Source organism: Zoogloea sp. (assembly GCF_023150065.1).
Taxonomy (GTDB): domain Bacteria; phylum Pseudomonadota; class Gammaproteobacteria; order Burkholderiales; family Rhodocyclaceae; genus Zoogloea.
Window position 1 is genome coordinate 31,584 of sequence record NZ_JAKLLN010000021.1, and the last position, 16,041, is coordinate 47,624.

The 16,041-nt window shown below is 67.9% G+C and carries 10 protein-coding genes and 1 tRNA gene; 6 read left to right on the top strand and 5 right to left on the bottom strand.

From position 1 onward, the window contains the following. The first annotated feature begins 107 nt into the window (after positions 1-107). The 4 genes from L6Q67_RS19120 to L6Q67_RS19135 are packed head-to-tail and all read left to right on the top strand — an operon-like array spanning position 108 to position 9,728. Positions 108-4,388, top strand: a complete 4,281-nt coding sequence (locus L6Q67_RS19120) for a hypothetical protein (protein WP_296573322.1) — start codon at positions 108-110, stop codon at positions 4,386-4,388. Further along, positions 4,385-5,527, top strand: a complete 1,143-nt coding sequence (locus L6Q67_RS19125) for a DUF4157 domain-containing protein (protein ID WP_296573327.1) — start codon at positions 4,385-4,387, stop codon at positions 5,525-5,527. The genes L6Q67_RS19120 and L6Q67_RS19125 overlap by 4 nt, the downstream gene beginning before the upstream one ends. Before the next feature lie 51 nt (positions 5,528-5,578). After that, positions 5,579-9,094: a DUF4157 domain-containing protein gene (locus L6Q67_RS19130; RefSeq protein WP_296573330.1), complete on the top strand. Its 3,516-nt coding sequence runs from the start codon at positions 5,579-5,581 to the stop codon at positions 9,092-9,094. 13 nt (positions 9,095-9,107) lie between these two features. Beyond that, a complete protein-coding gene (locus tag L6Q67_RS19135; RefSeq protein ID WP_296573332.1) occupies positions 9,108-9,728 on the top strand; it encodes an SMI1/KNR4 family protein in 621 nt (206 codons plus the stop codon). Between the two features lie 39 nt (positions 9,729-9,767). Here the strand turns inward: L6Q67_RS19135 and L6Q67_RS19140 are convergent, their stop codons facing one another. Beyond that, on the bottom strand, positions 9,768-11,204 hold the full coding sequence (locus L6Q67_RS19140) for a hypothetical protein (protein ID WP_296573335.1): 1,437 nt from the start codon (positions 11,202-11,204) through the stop codon (positions 9,768-9,770). A 135-nt stretch (positions 11,205-11,339) separates the two neighbouring features. Between L6Q67_RS19140 and L6Q67_RS19145 the strand changes: the two genes are divergently transcribed. Then, a complete protein-coding gene (locus L6Q67_RS19145) occupies positions 11,340-12,470 on the top strand; it encodes a helix-turn-helix transcriptional regulator (protein ID WP_296573339.1) in 1,131 nt (376 codons plus the stop codon). Between the two features lie 51 nt (positions 12,471-12,521). Here the strand turns inward: L6Q67_RS19145 and L6Q67_RS19150 are convergent, their stop codons facing one another. Beyond that, positions 12,522-12,938: a helix-turn-helix domain-containing protein gene (locus L6Q67_RS19150; protein WP_296573342.1), complete on the bottom strand. Its 417-nt coding sequence runs from the start codon at positions 12,936-12,938 to the stop codon at positions 12,522-12,524. A 120-nt stretch (positions 12,939-13,058) separates the two neighbouring features. On the opposite strand from L6Q67_RS19150, the gene L6Q67_RS19155 reads away from it, so the two are divergent. Next, positions 13,059-13,898 (top strand): SDR family oxidoreductase, encoded by an 840-nt coding sequence (locus tag L6Q67_RS19155; RefSeq protein ID WP_296573345.1) that lies wholly within the window; start codon positions 13,059-13,061, stop codon positions 13,896-13,898. A gap of 149 nt (positions 13,899-14,047) precedes the next feature. Here L6Q67_RS19155 and L6Q67_RS19160 read toward each other — a convergent pair. From L6Q67_RS19160 to ugpQ, 3 genes are all read right to left on the bottom strand, one after another. Continuing rightward, positions 14,048-14,124 (bottom strand) — tRNA-Pro (locus L6Q67_RS19160). A gap of 110 nt (positions 14,125-14,234) precedes the next feature. After that, positions 14,235-15,164, bottom strand: coding sequence for a polyprenyl synthetase family protein (locus L6Q67_RS19165; RefSeq protein ID WP_367171658.1), 930 nt, complete (start codon positions 15,162-15,164; stop codon positions 14,235-14,237). A gap of 115 nt (positions 15,165-15,279) precedes the next feature. Beyond that, positions 15,280-16,035 (bottom strand): glycerophosphodiester phosphodiesterase, encoded by a 756-nt coding sequence (gene ugpQ, locus L6Q67_RS19170; RefSeq protein WP_296573350.1) that lies wholly within the window; start codon positions 16,033-16,035, stop codon positions 15,280-15,282. Positions 16,036-16,041: the final 6 nt, after the last annotated feature.

The following is a 16,041-nucleotide window of genomic DNA, read 5'->3' on the forward strand; positions in this document are numbered from 1 at the left end:
CACCCCCGGCCACTCCATCAGCACCCCGGGGTGGGAATCAGGCCGATTACCTGCAGCGCCGGCTCGGATCACCTCCCGGGTCCGGCCCGGCGCTCCCCCAGCGCAATATGCTCGAACGACTGTTCGGGGAGCCTCTCGGCACGCTCGACCTGGCCTTCGGCGTTGCCGCCCCGGGCGGGCAGCGCAATGCCCATGCGGCGGCCCGGGGCAGCCGTGTCGAGTTTGCCGATCAAGCCCCACCCGTCGATCTCCTGGCCCATGAACTGGCCCACACGGTGCAGGCCCGGCGTGGCGCCGGAGGGGCCGGTGACAGTCGCGACAGCCTGGAGGCGGAAGCCCGTCTGGCGGCGCGCAGCGTTTCCGGCGGCACCCCGGTGCGACTCAGGGGCCGTGCCGCCGACGCCTGGCTCTATGACACGCCGGCCTCCCCACAGGGAGCGGACGCCCTGCGCGCCGCCTTGAATCCGCCGGGCGACCAGGGCTTTTCCAGCACCCGCGTGCTCTCCATCCTGCGGGAGAACGCCGCCCCCGCCGACATGGCCCGCCTGCGCGCTGCGTACGGCGCCAACTTCTTTCGCGATCTCAAGCGCCGCCTCACCGACACGACCTGGGGCGAAGCCCGCGCCTACCTGGGCGCCCAGCTCACCCTGGCCGAGAACATCCAGACCCGCACCGGCATCCTGATCGACGATCAGGCCGGGGTCTTCGAGACCCTGGAGCGCTGGCCGGACGACGACGCATTGCGCATGATCGAGGACGCCCAGGGCATCGCTGCCCCTGCCCCTGCCGCTGCCTCCGGTGTTGCGCCAGCTATCGCGGCGCCAGCGCCCACCGCCCGGGCAAGCTGGGCCGAGGTGCAGGATGCCTTGAGCCACGCCCTCGATGCCGACGGCCAGTACCGGGCCACGCAGATCCTGCTGGGAAAGGCAGAGCGCGCCCGCGCCAACCAGCCCCCGCCGCCACCGGGCACCCCCGCCCGGGAAGACGCCGTGTCGAAGCAACGGGTGGCCTATGCCCTTGCCCGCATCGTCTCGGCCGAAGCCGCCGGGCGTGCCCGCGATGCCTTCCTGGCCATCGCCGATCTGAACGCAGCCCAGCGGGCCGCCCTGCGCCCACGCCTGGACGGTGGCAGCTGGCCGCGGCTGGGTGCCGCGATGGACAGGGTGCGGGCGATTGCCGGCGAGCCCGACGATGCCGCGGCCCTGGCGCAGGCCTTGCGCGGCGCCGGCGACGGAAGCGGCGAGATCTCTCCGGCGATGCTTGAGCACGCGGCCGGGCGGGCCGGTGCCATGATCGCCAATGCACGGGCCCGGCTCGCCGCCCTGCCGCCGACCTCCAGCGAAGAACGCAACCGCATCACCGCCGAACTGGAAAGCCTGGAACGGCGCTTCCACGAAGGGACGCTGGTGCAGTCCCTGTACTTCGCCTCCCATGAAACCGGTAGCGCAACCCTTAAGGCCCTGGGCACACCCGAAGAGCAGGCGGCCCAGTTCACCATCAACAAGGTGGGCAACTTCGACGAACTCCTCGCCTTCATCCGCAAGGTGCCGGCTGCACGGCGCCTCGCCATCACCGAGTCACCGTGGTACCAGCCCAAGCTGACCCAGGTGATGGGCATCAACCCGGACACGGCGCGGATGAACCTGCTGCTGGCCGCGCTTTACGAAGGCAACCCGCAACTCGCCAATACGGATTTTCTGCGCCAACAGCAGGCCATGCTGGACGCCTACGACATCGAACGGGCGTGGAACCCGGATGACCCGGTGCCGGTGTGGATCACCCTGTCCCGCAAGAGCCCGGCCCGCCTCCAGGCCCTGGTGGAGCTGATGCGGTTTCAGCCCGACGCGGAGAAGAAGACCGCCCCGCCACTGTATGCCCTGCTCCAGCGCCTGGAAGCCGGCATCACGCGGGAACGCATCCTGGCCCGGCGCCTGCGGCGGGGGCTCGCCGGTGACGGCGCAACGCTGCTCCGGGAAGACGCCATCAAGGTTCGCGGCAGCATAGCCACAGCGCAGATCGACAACCCCCGGGCCTTCATCGAACTCGTCATCAACACGCCGGCAGCCCAGGCCGAGCTGCGCCGCGGCATGGTGATCCGGCGCCGGCTGACAGAGAACCCGAGCCTGCCTGTGTCCGACGAAGATCGTGATCTTGCCGCCATGTACGATGCAGCCCGCCAGGCCGCGGCGCAGATCGGCGACAAGGACGCCGCCCTGCGTGAGGCCTTCGAGAACGTGGCCTTCGGCGAGCCGGACCTGCGCAGCGCCCACGCCGGCCAGGACCCCGCCGTGGAAGCCGACTTCATGCACTACCGGCTGGAAGAGCGCCTCGCTGCCGTGCGCACCCGGGGTTCCCGGGCCACTACCGACAGCCTGAGCTGGGCCGGGCCGACGGTGGACGAGAATGCCGCGCGCTTCCGCGTTTATTACGACCAGGTGCGCCTGCGCGGCATCGGCCGCCCCGAGCTGGCCCAGCTGGCGGATTTTTACTACCGGACGATGGCGGCGCTGGATGCCTTTGCACCCGCCAACCGGGCCTTCGCCGCCACCGCGGCACAGCTTGTGGCGGCGGTGGCGGCCACCGTGGTGGTCTCCGCCGCCAGCGGGGGCAGCCTCGGGCCGGTAGCCGTCGGCGCCCTCGCGGCCTTCATCGGCGGCGCCAGCGCGGGGCTTACCGGCGCCGCCATCCGCGGCAACTCCACCTCCGGCGAAATGCTCACCGATGTGGCCACCGGGGCGGTGGAAGGAGCGGTCTCGGTGGTGGGCTCGGCCCTGGCGGCAAAGGCGGTCCACGGCGCCACCGCCGGCCGAGCTGCCGGACAGGCTGCGCGCATGGCGGGTGGCACCGCCGTGCGGACGGCAACCGGGGGCACCGGCGCGGCGGTGGCCGAAGCCGTCATCGACGGGGCGATTGGTGGCGCGGCCGGCGAACTCTTCCAGACCGCCATCGACGAGGCCACCTGGGACCGCGGCGTGGCCTCGGCGCTGGCCGCCCTGCTCGCCGCACTGGCGAGGGGTGCGGGCATGGGAGCCGGTGCCGGCCTGGTTGGCGGCCTGGCGTCGGCGGGCCTTGGCGCGGCGTGGCGGCGCATGGCGGGCAAGCACGGCCAACAGGCGGTGAGCGAAGTCATGAGCGCCTTCGACCACATTGCCATCGGCAAAGCCGATCAGCTGGCCGGCCTGTCCGAACCCCAGCTGGAGGCCCTCTTCCACGCCCGCCGGCTGGCCCTGGCCGGCGACGACGAGACCGCCATCGCCCTGCTCCGGCAGATGGACGTGGTGCCGGAAGGCAAGGCCGGAGAACTGCTCGACGCCTTCCGGGCACGACGCAAGCTGGTAGAGAAGGCCGCCGCCGAGATGGGCATCTCCATCGACGACCCGGCCCTGGCCGAGCGCCTGCGCCTGGGCAACGTGATGGTCACCACCGACCTGGCCCCGGGCGCCGCCCAGGTGCGCTACGCCGTGGGCCTGGACGGCGTGAAGAAGCTGGAACTGTGGGTGGGCCGCGGCACCCGGCTGGGCGACGTCACCATCCACCAGGCCACGGCCGACGCCCTGCGCCGCTGGGGCGAAGACACCGCCAACCTGCGCGGCATGCTCGAGCGGGTGCGGGCCTGGGCGCGGGGCGGCACCCTCTCCAACGAAGAAGAAGTCATCCTCGAACTGCAGAAGCACGCCCACATGATCGAGGCGCGGGAGCAGGCCCTGTCGGGGCTGACCCCCGGCACCGACACCGCCCGCCGCCTCGACGGCGAGATCGCCACCCTGCGCAGCGATGCCGAAGCGCTGCAGGCGCGCCTGGGCGGCTTTGGCGTTCCGGAAGGCGTCATCGCGGGCTTTGGTGATAGGAACCCTTACGAAAGCAAGTCCCAAGGGGATCTGGAACGACTGCTCGACAACTCCGGCAGCTTCCAGCGGCAGCAACACTCGACCAGCGGCAATGCGATCAGCGAACCCGGCTTCAGGCAGGGCCAGTCCATCGACCGGGGGCGCCGGGGCGCTTACTTTTCGCGTCAGCTGGGCAACTCGACCTTTCCGGATATCTACGGCCGCGACTTGGCCGCCGGCGCCAACGTATCCATGGAGATCAAGACCCCGGGCCCCTTCGACACGGTGTCCACCTACTTCACCCAGCGCCACATCAGCCAGCACATCCTGGCCCAGCATGGCGGACGGCTGGAGCACCTGCCCTCTGGCTCCCTGCAATACCTCGTGGTGGATCTCCGCTTCTGCCGGCAGCCAATACCGGAAGCCCTCGACCAGCTCTCCCGGGCCCTGAGCGCCTATCCCCAGGGTGATGCCCGGAGACTCTGGTCCGGCGTGCGCTTCATGACCGGCCCCCTCGACGGCACGCCGCCGACACTCTCCAGCGTGATGCAAATACCATGAACCGCTATTTCATGCGCACGGCCATGCCCCCCATCACCCGCGACCGCCCCGCCGAACAACGCGCGGAGCGCATCGCCCGCGGTGAGCGCCCGGCCCGCAACAGCCGCTTGGCCCGAGATGCCGCCCCATCCGCCCTCGGCCTGGGCGCCGGCCAACCCCTGCCTGCCACCGAGCGCCGCTATTTCGAGAGCCGCCTCGGCGCCGACCTGGCCGGGGTGCGCGTCCATCCGGACACCGAAGCCGCCACCCAACTGCGCGCCAACGCCTTTGCCGCCGGCCGCGACATCGGCTTTGCGCCGGGGCGCTGGCAACCCGGCACGGTGGAGGGCCGGCGCCTGCTGGGCCACGAGCTGGCCCATGTGCTCGAACAGGGCAGCAACCGGCAGCCCGCCGTGCAGCTGGACGAGGCCGCCAAGCCCGAGGACGCCGACAAGGCCACCGAAGCCCTGACCGAGGGCGTGAAGACCGTCGTGGAACAGGCCAAGGAGAACGAAGGGGTGAAGAGCGCCCTCCTCGACCCGGCCAAGAACTACGCCCTGCGCCAGTGGAACCCCCTGGGCACCGCCGAGAAGGTGGGCGTGGCCGGCTTCGGGGCCGGCACCTACGGCCTCGCCCTGGGCGCCGGGCTGGCCGACCCCGCGGGGCGCAAGCTGCTGTCGGACGTAAACCTGGTGGCGCCCCTGGGGCTGATTCCCTATTCGACGCTCACCGGCTTCAGCTACGTGCTGCCCGCCACCCCGGGCAGCCCCACCCTGTTCAAGGCCAGCTTCTCCGGCGATGACCTGCTCGGCCTGGCCCACCAGAAGGTCTCATGGATGCCACCCATGACCCTGAGCCTTGACCTGGGCTGGAGCGTCGACCCGTCCGGCGCGGTGAGCCTGAGCACCGCCAGCGCGGTTTGGGGCGTGATGCCCGGTGTGTCGCTGAAGCTGGGCAGCGGCGCGGTGCCCGAGTGGAAACCCATGGTCACCGGCCCGGACGGCCGGAGCGCCACCATCATGAAGTCGGTGCCCGACCCTGCGGGCAGCACCCCGACACCCACGGGCGCCGGGGTGTTCGTCACCGTGGATCTGCTCAAGGCGCCCTTTGTGCCGGCGCCGGTGCGGGCGGCCCTGGGCGGTGACACGAAAGGAAAGTGAGGCCATGGACACCCGCAGCCTTTCCCTCCCGGCCACGTTCCACCCCGCACCATGCCCGTCAAGGCCGATCACATTGCCGCCGACAAGCCGGTAAAGCTTGGCGCCACCCACGACCCGGCGGAGGCCAGTGCTGACCGGCTGGCCGAGACGCTGATCGCGCCCACCGCCCAGCCCCTTGCCTGCAGTGCCTGCGCGGCGGGCGACGCGCCCTGCCCGGCCTGCGCCGGCGGAGCAGCCACCCTGCGCCGCAAGGCGCTGGCCGATGCCCCCGCCGGCAGCCGCACGCCGGCTGCAGTCGGCGAGGCCGTTACGGGGCCGGCGGCGCCCCTGCCCGACGCCACCCGGCGCCACTTTGAACATCGCCTCGGCACCGATCTGGGCACCCTGCGGCTGCACACCGGCAGCGCCGCCGCCCGTGCCGCCGACAGCGTGGGCGCCCGGGCCTTTGCCCTGGGCCACGACATCGTCTTTGCGGCCGGCGAGTTCCGCCCCGACACCCGCGACGGCCAGCGCCTGCTCGCCCACGAGGTAGCCCACGTGGTGCAGGACGGGCCCGGCGGCACCCTGCGCCGCACGCCGACCACCCCGCCCGACCCGGCCAAGGACGCCAGCGACGACGAGCGCCAGCTCAAGAAGATGGAGCTGCTTCCCGAGCACAACTTCATCAACGACGCCGCCAGCGTAGGCGGGCTGACCGCCTGGCAGGCCCGCTACCCCTTGTCTTACGCGGAGATGAAGAAGCGCGCCGTGGGCGTGTACGGCGAAGCGGGCTACGAACGCCTCCTCGCCGCCGACGGCCAGGTGCTGCCGCTGGTGCAGAAATCCGAAATGCTGATGACCCGGCTGACCGAGCTACGCGACCGCTACGACGCCGAGGACGAAGCCGCCCACACGGTCATCGATGCCTACGCGGGTACCAACTATCTCGTCGGCGACAACGTCCGCGGCTGGTTCGACCTGGACTACGACTGGCTGGGCCAGCAGTACTCCAAGTATGACAACTTCGACCTCGGGCTTTTTCAGGCGCTGCTGGCCGAGGATGTGGACACCCTGATCGAGCGGGTGGCCGAGAACGCGGACGCCGCCAAGCTGGAAGCCGACGAGGAGAAGGAACGCAAGGAGGGCTGGATCGAGGACGGCGCCGACGTGCTGGGCAGCGTGGTGGCGAAACGGGACGACGTCTTCTTCGACGACGAGATTGCCCTGGAGAGCGTGCTCGACCCGCCGGAAGGCAGCGACAAGGCCGCCGAAATGCTGGCCGTGGCCCGCTACGCCGGCCGCATGTCGGCGGTGGTGAAGGTGAAGGAGCGCTACTACGCCTACAGCCTGTCGGAAGACTTCGACATCTCGAACGTGTTCTGGGGCAAGCAGCTCGATGCCTACTCCCGCGTAGTGCCGGCCGGCCCGCTGGGCGGGGCGGTGGTGGCCCTCACCACCACCAGCGGCCTGCCCCTCAAGGGTGAAGACGGCGGGCGCTTCAAGGGCGGCGATCAGCTCAACAACCCCGAGTCCTATCTCGACGCCGACACCGAGATGCTCTCGTCGGGCAAGGCCGACGCCCTTGGGGTGAGCCCGTCGGTGATGTTCCGCAGCATGGTGCGCAACCTGGCGCTGGTGAATCTCAAGCAGGCGGAAGCCAATCTGCAGGGCATCGAGAAACAGATGAAGCCCGACTTCGGCATCGACCCCGCTGCCGGCGCCGCGCTGCAGAAAGACACGGCCCGCCTGCGCGAGCTGACCCTGCAGGCGGAGCGGCTGGCGGTGGAGATCGGTGACGGAGAGGCCAGCGTCGAGCAGGTGGACCGCCGCGACGCGCTGCTCTCGGAGATGGGTGGCATCCTGCAGCGCAGCCCGGCCGCCGGACTGTTCGTGAAGAACAGTCGCGATCCGGACGACAAGGACCCGGTCGAGGACGACCAGATCGAGGACAAGCTCGCCGACAAGCAGAGCGGCGACGCGGCCCTGGCCGCCGTCAAGGAAGCAGAGGCGCGCAAGGCCAACATCGACAAGGTGCGCCTCGCCCTGTTCAACGACCCGGATTTCGTGCTCGGGCTGGACGTGCTCCACGAAGCGGTGCTGGCCCATTTCCCGGAGATGGACCGCCTGCGCATCAAGGCCGAGCTGGTCTTCAACACCATTGCCTCGGTGGCTGCCACCATCGGGCTTCTCGGGCTCGATCTGGCCCTGCTGGTGGCCGGGTTCTTTACCGGCGGCATGACCTGGCCGGGCCTGATGCTGCACGGGGCCGGTACCGCCCTGGGCCTGGCCCAGGCCGGCCAGCAGATCAAGCACGCCCAGATGGTGGACGCCATGTCCGAGCTGGACGTGGAAGGCGGCTTCCAGCTGGCCACCCCAGGCCAGGCCAGGAGCGCGCGCAACTGGGCGCTGGTGGGCTCGGCCCTGAGCTTCCTGTCGGTGGTCGGCCTGGCCCGCACTGGTGCCAAGCTGCTGGCCGCTACCGAACGCGAGGCCAACCTGGTGGGGCGCATCGCCCGCCAGGCGGGCGTCACCGAAGACGTGATCGCAGGCGCCCTGCGCAAGAACTGGCGCGGCATCCCCAACCCCGACAAGGGCGCCCTGCGCAGCATGGTGCTGGCCAAGCTGCCGGAACCCCTGGCCCACCGCTATCGCAACCTCGCCATCGAGGTGCTCAGCGAGGAGGACTGGGCCCGCCTTTACGGGCCGAAATCGCCCTCCCACGCAGCCACCGAGTTCACCCGCAATGCCGCCGGCCAACTGGTACCCACTCGCATCCTGTTCCGCCGCAGCGGCAACATCTTTGCGCTGCACGAAGAGGCCACCCACATCGCCCAGGCCGCTGACAACCCGGAGCTGGCCAACAAGATCGAAGCCGTCTCGAACCTGACCAAGGGCATGTGGGCCGCCAAGAGCCTGCCTGAAAAGCTCCGCGCCGTGCGCGGCGTGCTGGAGGTGGAACTGGACGCCCAGGAACGCATCCTGGCCCGGGCCCAGCAGGTTGGCGACACCGAGACCATGGACGACGCCTTCGCCCAGATGGAGAACCTCTCCGTCAAGCTGGCCGAGGTGGATCAGTCCATCGCCAACCCGGCCTCGCGCCTGCCGGGCTGGTTCGACGCCGCCGAGATCCCGTCCATCTTCGCCAGCCCGCGCCTGCCCCGCAGCCGGGGCAGCTGGAGCGGCGCCCCCGGCAACTCCATCTGGAAATCCACCAACCCGAAGGTGAAGGCCATTGTCGGCAACAAGGGCGTGCGCTTCAGCAATGGCTACCCGGACTTCCGCGACTACTCCATCGGCCAGGTCAACATCGGCCAGACCGGCCATGCCGGCGATTTTGCCGAGGCCGACATGAAGTTCGCGGAGGGCATCGCCAACGGCACCCGCAAGCCGCCGGAGGGTTACGTCAAGGCCGACTTCATGCACAACGGACAGCCGGTGGCTGCCGGCACGGAGCGCTTCCGCCGCGCCGCAGGTTTCACGTGGCATCATCACCAGGGCGGCAACCAGATGATGCTGGTCCCCACCAAACTGCACGCCAACGTGCCCCACACCGGCGGCGCCTCTGCGGCCCGGGCCGGCGGCCCCTGACAGGAGACAGCCCATGCCCGGCAACACCCCCATCGACGCCATTCTCGCCCGCTTCGGCTTCTACGCCCTGGCCCCCCACGCCCAACCACCGACGCCAGATGCCCTGCGTCGGCAGGCCGCTCAGGCCGGCGTCACGCTGCCAGAGTCCTTCATCGCCTTTTCAAAGGAGCACGGCGCCGGCGCCTTCGAGCAGCGGGTGGGGGTGGACCTGCCCGCAGGTAGCCCTCTCGGCCCGGTTTTCATCGTGGACATCCTCTACGCCGCCGGCGCCCCCGAAGACTGGGACGCCCTGGCCCTGCGCGACGACACCTACGACGGCCGCCTGCCCCTGGCCGCCATCCCCATCGCCACCGACCCGGGCGGCAACCTGCTGCTGATGGCCCCGGACAGGGGTGCCATCTACGCCTGGGACCACGAACACCTGGAGCTCGACGACAGCGCCCTCGACCGCATCGCGGCCGACCTGGCCACCCACGGCGTGGCGGTGGACGAGCACGACATCGACCAGCTGGTGCTGATGTGGGAGGAACGCCACCCGGGGCAGGTGGCCAACCCGACCGGGCACGGCAACCTGTACCCGGTGGCGGAGTCGTATGAGGCGCTGTTTGGGGGGATGCGGGTGGTGACGGGGTAGCCGAGTGGCCGAGCAGTGGCCCCCCTATCCGTCCCCCGCTCAGGTCTTCACACCCGGCGTCGTCGCAGGCGCTGGCTTGATGCCCACCCCGCGCAGATTGACGAGCTTGCCGAGCAACTCGAACCAGAAAGGTGCGCCGAAACCGGCCATCAAGGCGGTTGCCAGCCAGCCGAACAGGGCGGTCCATTCGAGCTGAGACCAGACGTCACCGATCCATGCCACCTTGGGAAGGCGGGACAAGGTAGCGATCAATGAAGCGTCCAGTTTCTTCGAGTACTCCGCGTTGCGCTTGAGATAGTCCTGCAGCGCCTTGAGGGGGGCCTCAGTATCCGGCGCACGGATGGCTGCCGCGATGAGACGGGCAAGCTGGGGGCTCAGGACGCGGGCCGGCAGGCTGGACGGTATGCCGGTGGCGCTGAATTTGAGAATCGCGGCTTCGCGCACCGCGTCCTTTGTGCCACTGATGTAGCGGAGCCATTCGCACAGATTTGCCTCGGTGCCAGGCTCGGTGCCTGCCGACGAGGTCGATGATGGGCAGGCATTCATGTCGGCGGGCGGGAACAGCGCGGCGAAGGCTTCGCTGCGTTTCTGCGGGTCGCTCGCCGTAAGGAGCTGGTGATCCATCCTGGCCTGATGGGGATCGAAATAGTTGTCCGCCTGAAGACGCTGCAAAGCCGCCAGATTGGTGCTTCGGGCCGCGGCCTCTTTCTCCACCTTGAGCGCCGTCACGGCGTCCACGTTCTTGTCGAGGATGGTGGTACGGATACGTAGCGCGGCGGTGAGGTCGTCCACGCTGCGGCTTCCGTCACCCGGATTGACCAGACGCGCCATTCCAACCGCGTCGGAGCGCAAGGCCTCGTCCTGAAGAAGCCTCTTGGCGACGTAGAAGGTGTCGAGGTTGAAGCACAGCGCCAGCGCAAAGGCCACGCCGATCAGGATGCCCTGGGTGGCACGTTTGTACCAGCCGGAGGCCCGTTCCATGGCCGCGTCGAACTGGCCTGCCAGCTCCTTCTCCAGCGCCTGAACACTGTTGATGCCCTTGCTGAAGGCGCTGTTGAGCGAGTCGGCAAGCCCGGGAGGCAGATCCTTGAAGCCTGCGTCCTTGAGCTTGTCCTGCACCTTGGTGAGATCGAGGGGCTGCCCCTTGTCCTGCTTCAGAGCGTCCCGCACCAGATCGAGAATCGCCGAGGCGTAGGTCTGGGAGGGAATGTAGCTTGGCGCGGATACGGTGCTCCCGAGCAGGACCGGGGGCGAATGCAGGGCCTGGATGAGCCCGTGCTGATAGAGCTTGTCGCCCCAGTCGGTGCCGGGCTGGGAGGACTCCGCCTTGTGCAGCAGCCGGGTGATGAAACGCTTGAGCCCGGTGGCACGCAGGTTCGTCCAGCTGGCACCAAACTCGACGATGAAGGATGCCGCCACGGCAGTGAGCAGGTAGAGCAGCGCGAGGCCGATGAGCAGATCGAGCAGGTTTTCCATGATTGTCTCCCTGAAGAAGGTGGGAGGACATTACTTCCGACAGCAGGAAGATGACATCGCCCGAACGGGTGATATGTTCAATCAATACTTCTATAGTTCCCGGGTGACAACCCGCTTGCAGACAGGAGATTGGCCATGAACGCGCCTGACATGTTCCAGATCGACCCGGTGATTTCCGCCCTGTACGAGGCCACGCTGGAACCCGAGCGCTGGCGCGATGCGCTGCAGGCAATGGCCCGCCTCAGCGGCGCCCAGGCGGCAGTCTTCGTGGATATGGATTACGCGCTGTCAGTGCTGTGGCGCCATGTGCTGCACAACGTGGACGAGGAGGCGCATCTCACCTACCTGCAGCGCTACGCCCAGATCGACCCACGGCTGCCGGTGATGATGAAGGCCCCCGAACTGCGCTGGGTGTCGGATCTGGAAGCACTGCCCGATGCCATCCGCCTGGAGAGCCCCGTATACCGGGATTACCTGCGCCCCGCCGGCTTGAAGGAATGCCTGATGGCAAAGACGGCGGTGGAAGGTGCCCGCCACGGCAACCTCGTGCTGTTGAGGATGGGCGTGGAAGACGTGTTCAGTGCGGAGCAGCGGCAGCTCCTCGACCTGCTGTTGCCCCATGTGGACAGGGCAATCCGCATCTCGCGCCGACTGGCGGCCTTTGCCCGGGCGCTGGCCTTTGGCGGCCGCGGGGTGGAGGAATATGCCGACCCGGTGGCCACCCTCACGGAGCGCGGCGACATCAGCGAGGCCAACCCTGCATTCGAGGCGCTTCTAAAGTGTCAGTCGCTTTTTCGTGCCGGCATGAACAAGCGCCTGGAGTGCATTTCGAGCGATGCACAAGGGCGCTTTCATCAGGCCTTCTCCGATGCGCTGGAACTGTCGAAGGGCAATACCCGCCACGGTTGGCGGAGCATGCCGGTGCTCACCGTGGAGCGAGCGGACGGCCCGCCCTTTCTGGTGACGGTCGCCCCGCTGATGCAGTTGCAGGGCCACCCCTGGTTCGAACGCACGGGCGTGCTGGTGAAGGTGTCGGACCCCCTGCGCCCACCAAGCGGGAGCGTGTTGCAGGAGGGATTCGGGCTTACGCCGGCCGAGGCGCGTCTGGCCTGCGCGCTCCTGGCCGGCGGCACCCTGAAGGATGCCGCCACGAGAATCGGCATTTCGCCCAACACGGCCAAGACCCAACTTCAGGTGGTATTCCAGAAGACCCGTACTGGTCGTCAGCAGGAGCTGGTCTCCTTGCTGAGATCGATTCCGCACTGAATCCGTACGCAAGGCAGGCCCCAGCGGCCGCATCAGATGGACGCACCCACCTCAGCGCAGCCGATGCAGCCCCGGCGTCGGAATGGCCGCGGCCGTGATGGCGGCGTCGTAGGCGGCCTGGGCAGCCAGTACGGCGTCCATGTTGCGCTCGGCCCAGTGGGCCAGGGCTGACACCGTATCGGTGAGGGTGTCGCCCAGGGGAGACAAGGAATACTCCACGGTGACCGGCACCGTGGCAAACACCGCCCGGGCGATCAGCCCGTCCCGCTCCAGCTTGCGCAGGGTCTCCGACAGCACCTTGGGGGTGATGCGCATGATGTCCCGCTTCAGGCTGTTGAAACGCACCGGCCCGTCCTTCAGGCGGTCGAGGATCAGCAGCGCCCATTTATCAGCCAGCCGGTCCAGCACCAGGCGGGTGGGGCAGCGGTCCTGATAGACGTCGTAGGGCAGTTCTTCCTGCGTGCTCATGAGCTCTCCAATGGCAGTTACCTCCAGGTAACCAGGTTACGTCGCGGTGCCTTCTTCCGCCTCGCACCCGGCATCGAGACAATACACCCGGTTTCCAAAACATACTAAGGAGTACGAAACATGAGCAAGAAGATTCTGGTTCTGGGCGCGGGCGGGAATGTGGGACGGCCGCTGGTAAAGGCACTGATCGCCCGGGGCGAAGTCGTCAAGGCCGCCACCAGGAGCGGGGCTGCCGTGGAAGGCGCAGAAGGCGTGGCCTTTGATTACGCCGACCCTTCCACCTTTGACGCGGCCTTTGCCGATGTGGACCGGGCCTACGTTATGCTGCCCGCCGGCTACGTGAACATCACCGCCCTGCTCCTGCCTGTGGTCCAGGGTCTGGCGGCCCGGGGCGTGAAGATCGTCTTCCAGAGCGTGTTCGGTGTGGATGCGGATGATTCCATCCCTTACCGCCAGGTGGAGCTGGCCGTGGAAGCCGCGGGGGTGCCCTTCGTGATCCTGCGGCCCAACTGGTTCGCCGACAACTTCCACACCTTCTGGCGCGAGGGCATCGTGCACGGCGGCATCAGCCTGCCGGCAGGCCAGGGCAAGTCAAGCTTCATCGACGCCCGGGACATCGCCGCAAGCGCCGCCGCCGCCCTCACCCGCAGCGACCTTGACGGCCTGGCCTTCAACCTGACCGGCCCGGAAGCCTTGAGCTATGCCGATGCCGCCGCCGTACTGAGCCAGATGATCGGCCGGCCCGTGGCCTACCAGGCCATCGACGACGCCCGCTTCATCCAGACCCTTCAGGACCACGGCGTGCCGGCAGACTACGCAGCCTTCCTCGCCACCATCTTCCATCCGGTGAGGGAAGGCTGGACGGCACCGGTAAGCGACGCGGTGACCACCCTGACGGGCCACCCGGCCCGCAGCCTGCAAACCTACGCCGCGGATCACGCCGCACACTGGGCTGCGTAAGGGACTGCGTAAGGGGCTGGCACCGCGACCATCCGGCTTGCCGGCGGCCTGCACGGGGCCTGCACGGGGCCCGTGCCATCAGGGAAGGCGCACGGAAGACGCACAAAACAAAAAAGCCACTCTTGCGAGTGGCTTTTTTGCGGGATTGGTGGTCGGGGAAAGAGGATTCGAACCTCCGGCCCCTGCGTCCCGAACGCAGTGCTCTACCAGGCTGAGCTATTCCCCGACGCTTTCGCTACCAAGTCAGCGATGTTTTGCTGACCTTCAAAACCAAACAGCCGCACATTATATTGTAGATTCGACGTTTTGTGAAGCTTTTTTGAATCACGTCGAACTTCAATACTTCCGTGCGACTGCGAACTTTGACAATTCTATCAAGGAATCCTTGAAAATGGAAGCAGGAAGCGCATCCAGTGCGTTCAAAGCGAGTTCTGCCTCGGCTTCTGCCACTTTTCGGGTCGCTTCGATGGCGCCGGTGGCGCGAATCGCCTCCAGAACCGCCGGAAAATCGTCGCGACCACCGTTTTCGATGGCGGTACGCACACAGGCGGCGTGTTCGGCGCTGCCATGCTTCATGGCGTGGATCAGCGGCAGGGTCGGCTTGCCTTCGGCCAGATCATCACCGATGTGCTTGCCGGTGTCAGCTTCGTCACCCGAGTAATCGAGCACGTCATCGATCAGCTGGAAGGCGGTGCCGATGTGCATGCCAAAGGCGGCCAGCTTGTCTTCCATCTCCTCCCCCACTCCACCCAGGATGCCGCCAAGTCGGGCTGCTGCTTCGAAGAGCTTGGCGGTCTTGTAGCGGATCACGCGGAGGTAGTCATCGACCTCCACATCGGCGTTGTGACAGTTGAGCAGTTGCAGGACTTCGCCTTCGGCAATCACGTTGGTGGCGTCGGCAAGGACGCGCATCACCTTCATGTTGTCGGCGCCGACCATCATCTGGAAGGCGCGCGAGTAGAGGAAGTCACCTACCAGCACCGAGGCGGCATTGCCGAACATGGCGTTGGCAGTCTTGTTGCCGCGGCGCAGCTCGGACTCGTCAACGACATCGTCGTGGAGAAGGGTTGCGGTATGGATGAATTCCACCACCGCCGCCAGCTCGCGGTGATAGCTGCCCGAGTAGCCGGCAGCGCCAGCCGTGAACAGCACCATGGCGGGACGCAGGCGCTTGCCGCCGCTGCCGATGATGTACTCGGCCACCTGGCGGATAAGAACCACGTCGGAGTAGAGACGATCCCGGATGACGGCATCGAGCGCCTTCATGTCTTCGGCGATCGGCGCGTAAAGCTGCGAGAGAGACAAGGCAATGCCCAGACTAGAAAAAACGCGATGGTAGGGGCCGACTGCGATCCCGTCAAGCCGCCGGGATCAATGCAATTTAACGAAACGGGACTTCGGCATCGAGGGCGAGCAGCAAATCGGGCCGGTCGGAGAAAAGGCCACTGACACCCCACTCCACAAGGCGCCGTGCGGCCTCCTGCGTGTTCACGGTATAGACCATCACCCGCAGCCCGGAGGACTGGACGGCCTGCACATGCGCCGCCTCTAGCCCCGACAAACCCATATTGACTGAGACGCAGCCCAGCTGATGGGCGGCCGCCAGGGCTTCAGGGGAATATCCTTCGACGAGTACGGCCCTGGGCAGGCCCGGAACCTGCTGCTCCACAGCCTGCAAAGCCTCAATCGAGAAGGACGACAGCAGCACCTCAGGGCGCGCGTCCTCAGGCAGGGCCTCAAGCAGAGCGCCCACGACGTGGCCTGTCTCGGCCTCAAAGCCCGCAGCCGGCTTGATCTCCACGTTGGCGGCCAACCCCAGCTGATGACAGGCGGCAAGGGCGAGCTCAAGGGTGGGGATCATCTCGCCACTGAAGGCCGGATGAAAATGCCGCCCCACGTCGGTGGCCAGCAGCTGCGCAGCGCTCAGGTCGGGCACCACGCCCGGCAGCCCGGCGGTCCGCATCAGGGCTTCGTCGTGAATCAGCACGGGGATCTTGTCCCGGGACAGCATCACGTCGAATTCAACCGCCCGGCAACCCAGCCGGGCGGCAAGTGACAGCCCGGCCAGGGTGTTCTCCGGCGCGTGGGCGCCGCCGCAGCGATGGGCCAGCAGCAACGGCCACGACCAGCCGGACATGGACGG

What these genes read in the sequence shown, in the direction of transcription:
- L6Q67_RS19120 (WP_296573322.1), top strand. Translation starts at nt 108, where the DNA reads ATGCTCGAACGACTGTTCGGGGAGCCTCTCGGCACGCTCGACCTGGCC.
- L6Q67_RS19125 (WP_296573327.1), top strand. Translation starts at nt 4,385, where the DNA reads ATGAACCGCTATTTCATGCGCACGGCCATGCCCCCCATCACCCGCGAC.
- L6Q67_RS19130 (WP_296573330.1), top strand. Translation starts at nt 5,579, where the DNA reads ATGCCCGTCAAGGCCGATCACATTGCCGCCGACAAGCCGGTAAAGCTT.
- L6Q67_RS19135 (WP_296573332.1), top strand. Translation starts at nt 9,108, where the DNA reads ATGCCCGGCAACACCCCCATCGACGCCATTCTCGCCCGCTTCGGCTTC.
- L6Q67_RS19140 (WP_296573335.1), bottom strand. Translation starts at nt 11,204, where the DNA reads ATGGAAAACCTGCTCGATCTGCTCATCGGCCTCGCGCTGCTCTACCTG.
- L6Q67_RS19145 (WP_296573339.1), top strand. Translation starts at nt 11,340, where the DNA reads ATGAACGCGCCTGACATGTTCCAGATCGACCCGGTGATTTCCGCCCTG.
- L6Q67_RS19150 (WP_296573342.1), bottom strand. Translation starts at nt 12,938, where the DNA reads ATGAGCACGCAGGAAGAACTGCCCTACGACGTCTATCAGGACCGCTGC.
- L6Q67_RS19155 (WP_296573345.1), top strand. Translation starts at nt 13,059, where the DNA reads ATGAGCAAGAAGATTCTGGTTCTGGGCGCGGGCGGGAATGTGGGACGG.
- L6Q67_RS19165 (WP_367171658.1), bottom strand. Translation starts at nt 15,164, where the DNA reads ATGAAGGCGCTCGATGCCGTCATCCGGGATCGTCTCTACTCCGACGTG.
- ugpQ (WP_296573350.1), bottom strand. Translation starts at nt 16,035, where the DNA reads ATGTCCGGCTGGTCGTGGCCGTTGCTGCTGGCCCATCGCTGCGGCGGC.